At 60.1% G+C, this 12970-nt stretch carries 8 protein-coding genes and 2 tRNA genes; 5 read left to right on the forward strand and 5 right to left on the reverse strand.

Going from position 1 to position 12970, the window contains the following annotated elements; all coding sequences use genetic code 11:
- Nucleotides 1-262: 262 nt before the first annotated feature.
- Complete coding sequence (locus HMPREF3087_RS07910; RefSeq protein ID WP_019174205.1) at nt 263-835, forward strand: NADPH-dependent FMN reductase; 573 nt, start codon at nt 263-265, stop codon at nt 833-835.
- A 112-nt stretch (nt 836-947) separates the two neighbouring features.
- Here the strand turns inward: HMPREF3087_RS07910 and HMPREF3087_RS07915 are convergent, their stop codons facing one another.
- A complete protein-coding gene (locus HMPREF3087_RS07915) occupies nt 948-2813 on the reverse strand; it encodes a phosphoenolpyruvate carboxykinase (GTP) (RefSeq protein WP_070507295.1) in 1866 nt (621 codons plus the stop codon).
- A gap of 251 nt (nt 2814-3064) precedes the next feature.
- On the opposite strand from HMPREF3087_RS07915, the gene nrdI reads away from it, so the two are divergent.
- From nrdI to HMPREF3087_RS07935, 4 genes are all read left to right on the forward strand, one after another.
- Nucleotides 3065-3574 (forward strand): class Ib ribonucleoside-diphosphate reductase assembly flavoprotein NrdI, encoded by a 510-nt coding sequence (gene nrdI, locus HMPREF3087_RS07920; protein WP_016664109.1) that lies wholly within the window; start codon nt 3065-3067, stop codon nt 3572-3574.
- Nucleotides 3571-5745 (forward strand): class 1b ribonucleoside-diphosphate reductase subunit alpha, encoded by a 2175-nt coding sequence (nrdE, locus tag HMPREF3087_RS07925; protein ID WP_016664110.1) that lies wholly within the window; start codon nt 3571-3573, stop codon nt 5743-5745. The genes nrdI and nrdE overlap by 4 nt, the downstream gene beginning before the upstream one ends.
- 114 nt (nt 5746-5859) lie before the next feature.
- Nucleotides 5860-6888: a class 1b ribonucleoside-diphosphate reductase subunit beta gene (gene nrdF / locus HMPREF3087_RS07930; protein WP_019174208.1), complete on the forward strand. Its 1029-nt coding sequence runs from the start codon at nt 5860-5862 to the stop codon at nt 6886-6888.
- 215 nt (nt 6889-7103) lie between these two features.
- A complete protein-coding gene (locus HMPREF3087_RS07935) occupies nt 7104-8324 on the forward strand; it encodes an ATP-binding protein (protein WP_070428722.1) in 1221 nt (406 codons plus the stop codon).
- Nucleotides 8325-8970: 646 nt separating this feature from the next.
- Here HMPREF3087_RS07935 and HMPREF3087_RS07940 read toward each other — a convergent pair.
- The 4 genes from HMPREF3087_RS07940 to gyrA form a co-directional block, all read right to left on the reverse strand.
- Nucleotides 8971-9043: transfer RNA gene (locus HMPREF3087_RS07940), tRNA-Ala, on the reverse strand.
- Nucleotides 9044-9204: 161 nt separating this feature from the next.
- Nucleotides 9205-9278, reverse strand: a tRNA-Ile gene (locus HMPREF3087_RS07945).
- A 145-nt stretch (nt 9279-9423) separates the two neighbouring features.
- A complete protein-coding gene (locus HMPREF3087_RS10755) occupies nt 9424-10377 on the reverse strand; it encodes a DUF3566 domain-containing protein (protein WP_256173075.1) in 954 nt (317 codons plus the stop codon).
- Nucleotides 10374-12944: a DNA gyrase subunit A gene (gene gyrA, locus HMPREF3087_RS07955; RefSeq protein WP_256173086.1), complete on the reverse strand. Its 2571-nt coding sequence runs from the start codon at nt 12942-12944 to the stop codon at nt 10374-10376. Before gyrA ends, HMPREF3087_RS10755 begins: the two co-directional genes overlap by 4 nt.
- Nucleotides 12945-12970: the final 26 nt, after the last annotated feature.

The following is a 12970-nucleotide window of genomic DNA, read 5'->3' on the forward strand; positions in this document are numbered from 1 at the left end:
TCAACCAACGTCCCCGGTTAGTACAACTAGGTAGCTCCACTACGTGTCCACGATTTGCGGGTAACCCCACTCGGAGCTTCGGTTACTCATGAGGTTCGCAATGGCGGAATTGTTAACATAGGTTTGACCTCGTGAGCGAGTGCCGGTTCTGCTCGGCTTGGGGCAGCGACCGGCAGCTCGCGCCGCGCGAGTCTGTGGCGTATGAGGGCGCGGATCGCGGTGCATGATCCACAGTTGAAATAGAGAAAAGAGAGTGAAACGTATGACGAAGCGCGTGAGTGTGATTGTTGGGAGCCTGCGTCGTGGCTCCTTTGCCCGTAAGATTGCGCACAACCTGATTCCGATGTTCCCTGAGGGGTACGAGGCGAAGATCGTGGAGATCCGCGACCTGCCGCTGTACGATTTCGACTACGACGACCCAGAGGTCACCGACAAGCCGGTGCCGGCGGAGTACACGGAGTTCCGCGAGACGATTAAGGCCTCTGACGGGGTGCTGTTTGTGACCCCGGAGAACAACCGCACCATCCCGGCGTGCCTGAAAAACGCGGTGGATATTGGGTCGAAACCCAACGCCGACGTTGCGTGGAAGGGACTCCCGGCGGGAATTGTGAGCCACTCTGTTGGACGCATGGGCGGGTACTCGTCGCAGAAGAACCTGCGCCTTGCGCTTTCCTACTTCGACATGCCAACGCTTGGCCAGCCCGAGGTGTTCCTGTCGCAGTCGCCTGAGCTTTTCGGTGACGGGGATAAGATCACCCGCGAGTCAACCGTTGAGTTCCTGCAGAAATACATTGACCGCTTCGCTGAGCTGATCGAAAAAACCAGCCGCGATTAGTTTTCGCGGGCGCGTAACCCAAAGGCGAGGGGGAAACCGAACACGTTTCGGTTTCCCCCTCGTTTGTTGTGTGGCAGTTTTGTGTCGCCGCGGCCGCGCGGTGGCGCAGGCGCTAGCTGTCTGCGCCCCCTGCGTCAGTTGCCGCCTCGGCCCGCAACGCCTCGACAAGCGCCTCGTGTGCGTCCCAGATTTCGCGCGGCATATCGGGCAGCTCGCGCAGGTGCTCAGCGCGGTGATCGGTTTCCTGCAGCCAGCGTTCAACGTCAACCCGCAGCAGTTTGTCGAGATCCGCCGCGTCGATTTCGAGACCGGTAAAGTCGAGCTCTTCAACAAGCGGGAGCACGCCGATCGGGGTTTTGCGTCCCTTGACTTTGCCGTCGCGGTACTGTGTGAGCCAGTTCAGCGCGCGCAGGTTCTCGCGGAAGCCCGGCCACAGGTAACGACCGGTTTCGGGTTCGCGCTGGAACCAGTTGACGTGGGCAAACATCGGCATCTCTTTCAGCTGCCCGAGCACTTTAAGCCAGTGTTCGGCGTAGCGACCCTCGGAGTACGAGAAGAACGGACGCATCGACATCGGGTCGTAACGCAGCTGCCCGTCAAGCCCGTCCGCTGCGAAAGTCGCCTCGGCGCCGAGTGTCAGCCCGTCGTAGACGCCATCAACAAGGTTGTCGATTGCGCGGATCAGCGGTTCACGATCGCGGGTGCGGCCACCGAAGATAATCGCGTCAACGACCACGCCCTCGGGTTTGGAGACGTCTTCGGCGAGGTTCGGGATGCGCTCCAGCGGAATAGTGAAGCGGCTGTTCGGGTGCGCCCACGGTTCGTTTTGCTGCTCGGCGGTGCGGTCGGTGATTTTCGCGCCGGTCCAGTCGAGCCACCCTGCCGGGTCGGCCGGGGGTTCGGGGGTGAGACCCTCCCACCACACCTCGCCGGTGACTTCGTTGTAGGCGGTGTTGGTGAAGATCGTGCCCGATCCCTCAGCGATTGCCGCCATCGCGGTGGGGTTGGAACCCTCGTTGGTGTCTTTTGCGACACCGAAGGCACCGTTTTCGGGGTTGATGGCACGGAGTTTCCCTTCGTCGTCAACCCACATCCAGGCGATGTCGTCGCCGTAAAAATCAACGCGGTAGCGGTCGCCGAGTCCGTTTGGCGGCAGCGTCATCGCGAGGTTGGTTTTCCCTGACGCGCTCGGGAAGCCGCCGCACACGTGCGTGGTGACGCCGGTTTCACGGTCGTGGATCCCAAGCAGCAGGAACTGCTCCGCGAGGAACTTCCCTGAGGCGTAACCGTCGTAGGACGCCTGGCGCAGACCGTGGGCGATTTTACCAAGCAGCGCGTTGCCGCCGTACGCGGAGCCGAAGTGCAAAATGGTGCGCTCGTCTGCGACGGTCACAAACATCCGCTCGTCGGCGTCGGTGCCCTGCTGCAGCGCGGTCAGGTCACCGGTGACGTGCACACCGCGCACGAAGAAGTCCTGGTCGCTGACACCGTCGAAGTGCTCAATTCCGACGCGGGCCATGCGGATCATCTGCAGCACCACGTTGCGGTCGTCGGTGAGCTCAACTCCGAGCGCGAAGTTCGCAAGCGGGGTGCCGGGAGGGGCCATCAGGTACGGCACCACGTACATGGTTTTGCCCGCCGAAGCGCCGCGCATGCGGCTCGTCAGCAGCGGTTTGACCTCGCTTGAGTGGCGCCAGTTGTTGTAGCGCCCGCGATCCGCCTCGTCAGCCGTGGCGACAAAGGTGCGCTCTTCGGTGCGGGCGGTGTCTTTCGGGTGTGACCGTGAGTAGTAGCGACCTTTGCCTGCGCGGAGCATTTCGCCGGCGGCGATGGCCTCTTCGAGCAGCCTGGCGTCATCCGCTGCTGAGACGAGCTCGATCTTTTCAGGATTGGTGATCTCTGCCCACTCGCTCACAAAAGCGCGAACGCTTTCCACGTGAATCTCTGGAGGAACTTGAAATTGCTTTGATGCGGTCACCAGGCGCCCTCATTCATTCTTTAGTTTCCGGGTCTCACTTGTGCTCTCTACCGTAGTACGTCGAGTCTGACAGCACCATAAGTATCCCCTTTGAGTCTTGGGTTCGGTATGACGTCGTCTGTACTTCGGCGTGTCGTAGTTTTGTGAGATTATTCGTGCTAAACACTATATGTGGTGCCCCGCAATGTGGGTCAGGACTAGATGTAGGGGTGGGATTGCTGAGGCGCAAATGCTGAGAGGAGAACATGCTGATGAGTGAACGCAGGGAAGGCCGAACACGAAGCGTCGCGGAGGTTCGAGTGCTCGAGGGGCAAGATTCACCTGACCTGGTGTTTTTCTCGAGCGTTTCGGAGAACACCCTCCGCTTCGTCGAGAAGCTCGAGCGCCCGGCGGTGCGGATCCCACTCCGACCGCGCACAGAGGGAATGATCCGAGTGACCAGGCCCTACGTGCTCGTGGTTCCGACCTACGGCGGCGGAGCGCAGGCCGGGGCGGTGCCGCGGCAGGTGATTACGTTCCTGAACGATCCTGCAAACCGCGCGCTGATCCGCGGCGTGATTACCGCGGGGAACACCAACTTCGGTGAGCACTACTGCATCGCAGGACCGATCATCTCAGCCAAGTGCAAAGTTCCTGAGCTGTACCGCTTTGAACTTCTTGGCACCAACCGCGACGTTGCTCGAGTCAAGGCTGGTTTAGACGAATTTTGGGCACGACAGAACACATTAGAAGCAGAAGCAAATGAGGAGGACGTCGCATGACGATCGCCACACCATCAGAAACAACCACCCCCAACACTGCACGGGTTGGCGGGGTCGGCGAGCGGAAGGACTACCACGCGCTCAACGCCCAGCTGAACCTGTTTGCGGCGGACGGGTCGATCCAGTTTGACAAGGATCACGAAGCGGCGGAGGCCTACCTGAACCAGCAGGTCATCCCGAACACGAAGCAGTTCGCTTCGGTGTGGGAACGCCTGGAGTGGCTGATCGAAAACGAGTACTACGAAGCCGAATACCTGCGCGCCTACGACAAGGACTTCGTCGAGCGCCTCCACGAACAGGCCGACGCTTTCGGGCACAAGTTCCAGACCTTCCTCGGTGCGTTTAAGTTCTTCACCTCCTACGCGCTGAAAACCTTCGACGGCAGCCTCTTCCTCGAAAACTTCGAGCAGCGAGTTGTTGCCACGGCGCTGTTCCTCGGTCAGGGTGACGAGGAACTGGCTTCGAAGACGGTCACCGAGATCCTCTCGGGCCGTTTCCAGCCGGCAACTCCGACGTTCTTGAACGCGGGTAAGAAACAGCGCGGCGAGCTCGTGTCGTGCTTCCTGCTGCGCGTTGAAGACAATCTCGAATCGATTGGCCGCAGCGTTAACTCTGCGCTGCAGCTGTCCAAGCGCGGCGGCGGTGTGGCGCTGCTGCTGTCAAACCTCCGCGAGGCGGGTGCCCCGATTAAGCAGGTCGAGAACCAGGCTTCCGGTGTTGTTCCCGTGATGAAGATCCTCGAAGACAGCTTCAGCTACGCGAACCAGCTCGGCGCTCGCCAGGGCGCAGGCGCTGCGTACCTGCACGCGCACCACCCCGACATTATGCGGTTCCTCGACACGAAGCGTGAAAACGCTGACGAGAAGATCCGCATTAAGACCCTGTCGGTTGGGGTTGTGATTCCGGATGTGACCTTCGAACTGGCTAAGCAGAACAAAGATATGCACCTGTTTAGCCCCTACGATGTGCTTCGCGAAACCGGTATTCCGCTTTCGGATCAGTCAATCACCGAGCGCTACGACGAGTTCGTCGCGAACCCGCGGATCCGCAAGACCACGATCAGCGCGCGCGAGTTCTTCAAGACCCTCGCTGAGCTGCAGTTCGAGTCGGGCTACCCGTACGTGCTGTTCGAAGACACTGTGAACCGTGCGAACCCGCTCGAGGGGCACATCAACATGTCGAACCTGTGCTCGGAGATTCTGCAGGTGAACACCGCCTCTGAGTACGACGCCGCAATCGGGTACGAGACGATCGGTCACGACATTTCGTGCAACCTCGGCTCGCTGAACATTGCGCAGGCAATGGCCAGCCCGGACTTCGGCGCAACCGTTGAGATTGCGGTGCGGGCGCTGACGAGTGTGTCGGATCAGACCGACATTCAGGCGGTGCCGTCAATTGCCGAGGGTAACCGTGCGTCACACGCCATCGGCCTCGGCCAGATGAACCTGCACGGCTACCTCGCTTCGCAGCGCATCCACTACGGCAGCGAAGAGGGAATTGACTTCACCGACGCGTACTTCCGCACGGTGACCTACCACGCGCTGCGCGCTTCGAACCAGCTGGCGATTGACCGCGGTGCGACCTTCGCGGGCTTCGAGAAGAGCGACTACGCTGACGGCAGCTACTTCGACCGTTACACGGCCGAGGAGTGGGTGCCAGAAACCGCGCGGGTGCGTGAGCTCTTCGCCGAGGCTGGAGTTGCGCTGCCGACGGTTGCGGACTGGGAACAGCTGCGCGAGTCGATCCGCGAACACGGTATCTACAACGCGTACCTGCAGGCGGTGCCACCGACCGGGTCGATTAGCTACGTGAACAACTCGACGGCTTCGATCCACCCGATCGCCTCGAAGATTGAGATTCGTAAGGAGGGCAAGCTCGGCCGCGTGTACTACCCGGCTCCGCACATGACAAACGACAACCTCGAGTTCTTCGAAGACGCCTACGAAATCGGCGCCGAGAAGATCATCGACACCTACGCTGCTGCGACCAAGCACGTGGATCAGGGTCTGTCGCTCACGCTGTTCTTTAAAGACGAGGCGACCACTCGCGACATCAACCGCGCGCAGATCTACGCGTGGCGCAAGGGCATCAAGACGCTGTACTACATCCGCCTGCGCCAGCCCGCGCTCGAGGGAACCGAGATCGAAGGCTGCGTTTCCTGCGCGCTGTAGTCGCGTTCGCGCCCGCGTGTGCGCCCGTGCTGCGCGCGCGGGCGCACCGCGCGCCGTCCGCGCACTCCGCGCACTGACCACCAGACACCACTAGTGAAAGAGCTTTATTGAACTATGACTGATCCGTTGAACACCGACCGCCCGCTGCAAGAGATCTCGGTCACCCCGCCGTCGTACCGCCACGACCCGACAGCCCGGCTGCGCCCCATTAACTGGAACCGCGTCACCGACGACAAAGACCTCGAGGTGTGGAACCGTCTGACCGCGAACTTCTGGCTGCCAGAGAAGGTGCCGCTGTCAAACGACATCCCCGCGTGGCAGAAAATGACCCAGGAAGAGCGCACCCTCACGATGCGCGTCTTCACCGGTCTGACCATGCTCGACACCGTGCAGGCAACTGTCGGTGAGATCGTGCAGATCCAAGACTCCCGCACCGAACACGAAGAGGCCGTCTACACCAACATTGCGTTCATGCAGTCGGTGCACGCCCGCTCGTACTCCTCGGTGTTCTCAACGCTGACGAGCACCCCGGAAATCGACGACGCCTACCGCTGGGCAGTTGCCAACGATCTGCTGCAGGAACGCTGCAAGAAGGTGCTGCACCACTACTACGGCGATGATCCGCTCAAGCGTAAAGTGTCTTCGACGCTGCTGTCGTCGCTGCTGCTGTACGCAGGGTTCTACCTGCCGCTGCACTTCTCGGTGCACGCGACGCTGACGAACACCGCAGACATGATCCGCCTGATTCTGCGTGACAAGGCAGTGCATGGTTACTACTCGGGTTACAAGTACCAGCGCGGACTCGAGACGCAGAGCAAAGAGCGTCAGGAAGAGATGCGCAAGTTCACCTTCGACCTGCTGGAAGAGCTCTACGAGCTTGAGCTGCAGTACTCGGGTGAGCTGTACGAGCCGCTCGGCCTGATGGACGACGTTGCCGTGTTCGTGCGTTACAACGCGAACAAGGCGCTGATGAACCTCGGTTACCCGTCGCGGTTTACCGCTGAAGAGACCGAAGTGAACCCTGAGATTCTCGCGGCGCTGTCACCTGGCAGCAACGAAAACCACGACTTCTTCAGTGGATCAGGATCGAGCTACATCGTCGGTAAGGGCGAAGACACCACCGACGACGACTGGGACTTCTAGGCTCAAGGGCTTAACGGCTCGAGGGCTCAGCGGCTCGATTCGGGCCGCACCGTCCGAATAGCGCACCGCGGGTTGGACGCTGGCACACGCCGGCAACCTTCCCGCGGTGCGCTGTTTTGTGCCCGAGCCAGCGCGATTCTTGTCGACTATGATCGACAAAACCTCCGCAAAGTAGCAGCTTGTCGACTATACTCGACAAAACAGGGAGGTTTGTGGTGGACAGAATCATTGAACGCCCGAGATACTTTTCGCGGATCCAGCCCTTTATCGACAAACCCCTCGTGAAGGTGCTCACCGGTGTGCGTCGCTCCGGCAAATCTACGATTCTGCAGCAGCTGCAAGAAGTGATTCGCGCGGGCAGCGCTGATCCACAAGTGTTTGCGATGAATTTTGAGTCCGCTGACGGGCTTCACATCACAGACGCAGCGGCGCTGCTACGGCGCATCGAAGCCGAAAACCTCAACAAAAACACCCGCGCGTATTTCTTCTTTGACGAAATTCAGCAGGTCGCCGACTGGGAGAAAGCCATCAACGCGATCCGCGTCGACTATGACGCAGATATCTATGTCACCGGGTCGAATTCGCGCATGCTTTCCGGTGATCTCGCCACACATCTTGCCGGTCGCTACGTTGAGTTCTTGATCCAACCGTTTTCGTTTGCGGAATTTGTCGAGCTGCACCGCCAAAGCGACCGCACACTGAGCGAACACTTCCAGCACTTTGTGCAGTTCGGCGGTTTCCCGGCGTTGAAATACTTCAACCTCGACCGGGAACCCTCGCTCGACTACCTTGACTCGGTGTACAACTCGGTTGTGCTCAAAGACGTGATTGAGTATCACCAGATCCGCGACGTCGACATTTTTCACCGCATCGTCGGTTACTGCTTCGCAAATATTGGAAAAACCTTCTCGGCGCAGTCACTGGTGCGTTTTTTCAAAAGCGAGGGGCGCACCGTTTCGGTTGATACCGTATTGAACTACCTTGAGTTTTGCGTGAACGCTTTCTTGATTTATCGGATTCCGCGCTTTGACATTGCGGGGAAGGCGAGGCTTCGGGCAACTGAGAAGTACTATGCGGTGGATCACGGTTTTCGTGAAACGCTCGGCCTTTCGAACCAGGCCGACATTGAGCTGACCCTCGAAAACATCGTGTGCGTGGAGCTGCTTGCGCGCGGGTACGAGGTAAGTGTCGGAAGAGCCGGCGCGCGCGAGATTGACTTCATCGCCCGCAAGGGTTCCGACACTGAGTACTTCCAGGTGAGTTACCTGCTCGGCAGCCAAAACACCGTCGACCGCGAGTTCGGTGCCTTTCGCGGGGTTACCGACAACTTCCCGAAAACCGTGCTGAGCATGGACCAGTTCGACATGAGCCGCGACGGGATCCAACACAAAAACATTATCGAGTGGCTTGTCGAGCCCTCACCGTTGCACAGCTAGGTGTCATCGCCTAGCCTGAATACCAACATGACCGGTACCGCTACCCATTTTGGTGGGAGCCCAGGGCCGGTCTTTGTTTTTCTCGATCTAGCCGTCATGCTCCTGTTGGGGTTATAGGTCAGAATGTGTGGCAAAAATCCCGGTTTTCCCCTGTGTTTACGCGGCAGAATCGGGTTTCATCTTTTACCCACAAAACTTGTTACCTGGACAAAATGTGTGGCATAAATAGCGTTCGTTGCCCGTGTTTACGCGCATTACCCGTGTTTAAGGTTTCATTTTTGCCAGTCTGGCTGAATGAACGTTCCTCACTGCTGTCTGGTTTCAGGACATCGTTCACCCCTGCACCTGAGAATCGGCCTGCGGATGTCCCACGACATAGTTCCCACCCATATTCAGACGGCTCGACACCCTTTAGCCGGATTCTGCGCCTTAGGAGCAACTGCTAAAGGGAGTTTCGGTTGCTAAAGGGAGTCTCCGTGCCGCTAAAGCGAGGATTCGTGGCTAACGGGTGTTTCCCGGCTAACGGGTGTGGGGATGCAGGACCTACAGCGGCGAAAGGGAAGGGTAAACGTGGGTACTGGACCCGCTAACGGAATGACGAAGGCCCCTCACCGGACGTTTTCCCTGGTGAGGGGCCTTTCTCTTGTGGAGGTAAGGGGACTCGAACCCCTAACCCTCTGCTTGCAAAGCAGATGCGCTACCAATTGCGCCATACCCCCAAGAGGTAAGTCTCATTCTACCCTGTCGGTGTACTGAGACCAAGTGCTGTGACCTTCCTGCCTCTTCTTGCGAAGAACCAAGACTGTCAGCAGTCCTGCTGCGGTCGTTGCCGCGGCACCAAACCATCTCTTCACGAATACCTCCGATCTGAGTTGGTTCGTGGGCCTACGTGGACTTGAACCACGGACCTCTTCGTTATCAGCGAAGCGCTCTAACCGCCTGAGCTATAGGCCCCTTCGGGGTGAACCGAAAAACTACTATAGCCCCACGTCCCACACAATGCAAAATCGACCTCAACCATCCCCCAATCACACGAAAAACGCAGGCCCCGAGCGAACCCGGGGCCTGCGTTTCTTCTGCGAAAACTGTGCTTCGAAGATCAGTCGTCGGTCAGCGTCAGGTGGAAACCGCCCACCAGGCTCGAACCGATGTTGTAGATGATCGATGTCAGAGTCGACAGCGCGGTCATGAGAATCACATTGACCACCGCGATGATGACGGCGAAGCTGAGAATCCTGCCCAGGCCGAACACCTGCAGCAGCTGGTCAGCACCTTCTTCGCCGGCGAATTCGGCGAGTGCCGCCTGCAGACTTCCGAACGTACCCGTCACTTCGAGCACCAGCCACAGAACAAACATCACGACGATCGTGGCAATGCCCAATGCCAATGACAGCATGAAGGTCATCTTCATAACCGACCATGGGTCAACCTTCGAGACCGCCAGCTTGACGGTGCGCGGACCCTTTCGCTGCGCGGAACCGGACATCCGCAGACCCTGCGAGGACTGAGCCGTCACAGCCGACGGACCAGAAGCCGCACCCGCACCCGAAGCCGGGCCAGAGGCCGCCGACGCTGCGGCTTCCCCACCGGACGGGCTCACCGTTTCAGTCTGGGCCGCATTCTGCGAACCCTGCGCTGTGGTCCGGGTGCCGCTGGTCTGCATGACCGTGGTCTCGGAATCGTCCTTCTCTGCGCCGTCCTGATGAGGCTTGCCAGTACTGGTGCCAGCGGGTGCAGAAGCCGCCGAGGCGCCTGCTCCACTCGCGCTTCCTGCTCCACTTGCTGCGGCAGGCGCATTTCCGCTGGCAGCACCGGAGTCGCTGCTGTCCTTCTTGCCGCCAATCCGCACACCCTTTGATGTCGAGTGCACGGGACCTGAGTCACCGTTGGCCTGCGAGCCCTTGAACTGCGAACCAGCTTCCGGGGTATTGGCCGCGAGCTTGTTCTGCTCAGCTTCTGCCGGCTTGGGCTTGTCGGCATCGCTCGATGCCGTCAGGCGCGTGGACCCGGACGACGTCCGAATGATCCTGCCTGGCTTTTCGCTATTGCTCACTGCTCATCACTCCCGTTGGCGGCGGAGTCCTGCACGTCGCTTTCCACTGCGGGGGCTTCCCCTTCCGAGGTGCCCTCTGCGGCTTCGTCGACTGCGATTTCGTCTGCGTTGTCGTCCAGTTCCTCGTCTTCGTGGCCAGAACCGCGGGTCACGGCCATAATACGGTCGCGCTTGCCGGGCTTGGCGAAAACAACGCCCATTGTATTGCGTCCGGTCTGCGAAACCTCGGCAACGGAGGAACGCACAATCTTGCCGCGCTCCATGATGACGAACACCTCGTCATCTTCGTCCACGATCAGACCGCCGACCAGCACTCCCCTCTGATCAGAGAAGCGGATCGCGCGGATGCCGATTCCGCCTCGCCCCTGGACTCGGTATTCCTCGACCGGGGTGCGCTTGGCGAAACCGCCCTCGGTCACAACGAACACATCGGTGCCCGGAGTGACAACATCCATGGCGAGCAGAGCATCGTCGTCCCGGAACTTCATACCGGTAACACCCGAGGTGGCGCGCCCCGTGGGACGGATCGTTTCGTCGTCCGCGGGGAACCTGATCGACATGCCGTTCTTCGAAATGAGCAGCAGGTGGTCTTCGCCGTTGACCAGGCGAGCCGAAACGAGTTCGTCCACTCCCCCATCCGGGGTTTCGCGCAGATTGATGGCAATGACACCGCCGGTGCGGTTCGAATCGTATTCGCCCAGACGGGTCTTCTTCACCAGACCGGACTTGGTGGCGAGCACCAGGTAGTCAGCCGCATCGTAGTCGGCAATGGAGAGGACCTGAGCGATCTCTTCGTCCGGCTGCAGAGCCAAGAGGTTTGCCACGTGCTGGCCGCGCGCATCCCGGTGTGCTTCGGGAAGTTCGTAGGCCTTCGCACGGTAGACCCGGCCCTTGTTCGTGAAGAACAGCAGCCAGTTGTGGGTCGAGGTGACGAAGAAGTGCTCAACCACGTCCTCACCGCGCAGGCGAGCGCCGGCAACACCCTTGCCACCGCGGCGCTGTGCGCGGTACAGGTTGGTCTGGGTGCGCTTGGCGTAGCCGCCGCGGGTGATGGTGACGACCACCTGCTCTTCGGGGATGAGGTCTTCCATCGACATGTCGCCGTCGAAACCAGCCAGAATCTGGGTGCGACGGTCATCGCCGTAGCGTTCGACGATCGCGTCGAGTTCTTCCGACACGATTTCGCGCTGCCGAGCCGGGGTTTCAAGGATGTGGTTGTATTCCTTGATCAGCTCTTCGATCTTCTGTGCTTCTTCTTCGATCTTGAGGCGCTCAAGCGCTGCAAGACGGCGAAGCTGCAGGTCAAGAATGGCGTTCGCCTGGACTTCATCGACGTCGAGCAGCTCCATCAGGCCGGTGCGTGCTTCGTCAGACGACGGCGAACGGCGGATCAGTGCAATCACTTCGTCCAGCGCCGAAAGCGCCTTGAGGTAACCGCGCAGAATGTGGGCGCGCTCTTCTGCCTTGCGCAGACGGAAGCGGGTGCGGCGGACAATCACATCGATCTGGTGTTTGACCCACAGGCGGAGGAAAGCGTCGATCGACAGGGTGCGCGGCACATTGTCGACAAGCGCAAGCATGTTCGCCGAGAAGTTCTCCTGCAGCTGCGTGTGCTTGTACAGGTTATTCAGAACAACCTTCGCCACGGCATCGCGCTTGAGCACAATCACCAGGCGCTGACCCGTACGGCCGGACGATTCATCGCGCATATCCGCAATGCCCGCAACCTTGCCGTCCTTGACGTAGCCGGCGATCTTCGCAGCCAGCGAGTCCGGGTTGACCTGGTAGGGCAGTTCGGTGACAACCAGGCAGGTGCGGCCCTGGATTTCCTCGACTTCGACAACCGCGCGCTGCGTAATCGAACCGCGGCCGGTGCGATAGGCGTCTTCAATGCCCTGGCGGCCCAGAATCGTGGCCCCACCCGGGAAGTCGGGACCCTTGATGATGCCCAGCAGCGCCTCGAGAGCCTCCTCGTTGGAAGCATCCGGGTGACTCAGCAGCCACTGCGCACCCGCTGCGACTTCGCGCAGGTTGTGCGGCGGAATGTTGGTGGCCATACCGACGGCAATACCGGCCGAACCGTTGACCAGCAGGTTCGGGAAGCGCGACGGCAGGTAGACGGGTTCCTGGTTGCGGCCGTCGTAATTGTCCTGGAAGTCGACGGTCTCCTCTTCAATGTCCCGGACCATTTCCAGGGACAGAGGCGCCATCTTGCATTCCGTGTAACGCGGAGCAGCCGCACCGTCATCACCGGCCGAACCGAAGTTGCCCTGACCCGAAATGAGCGGGTAGCGCATGTTCCACGGCTGAACCAGACGCACGAGCGCGTCATAGATGGCCAAGTCACCGTGCGGGTGGAAGTGGCCCATGACGTCGCCGACCACGCGCGAGCACTTCGAGAAGCTGCGATCGGGACGGTATCCGCCGTCGTACATGGCGTACAGCACACGCCGGTGAACCGGCTTGAGGCCATCGCGAACATCCGGCAGAGCACGGCCGACAATGACCGACATCGCGTAGTCCAGGTAGGACCGCTGCATTTCGGCATTGAGGTTGACCTGGTCGATGCGAGCGGCAACCTGGGTGCCGGCGC

Source organism: Brevibacterium sp. HMSC22B09 (assembly GCF_001806795.1).
Classification (GTDB): Bacteria; Actinomycetota; Actinomycetes; order Actinomycetales; family Brevibacteriaceae; genus Brevibacterium; species Brevibacterium ravenspurgense.

Excerpts from the sequence above, each read along its gene's own strand:
- HMPREF3087_RS07910 (WP_019174205.1), top strand. The coding sequence starts at position 263 with ATGACGAAGCGCGTGAGTGTGATTGTTGGGAGCCTGCGTCGTGGCTCC.
- nrdI (WP_016664109.1), top strand. The coding sequence starts at position 3,065 with ATGAGTGAACGCAGGGAAGGCCGAACACGAAGCGTCGCGGAGGTTCGA.
- nrdE (WP_016664110.1), top strand. The coding sequence starts at position 3,571 with ATGACGATCGCCACACCATCAGAAACAACCACCCCCAACACTGCACGG.
- nrdF (WP_019174208.1), top strand. The coding sequence starts at position 5,860 with ATGACTGATCCGTTGAACACCGACCGCCCGCTGCAAGAGATCTCGGTC.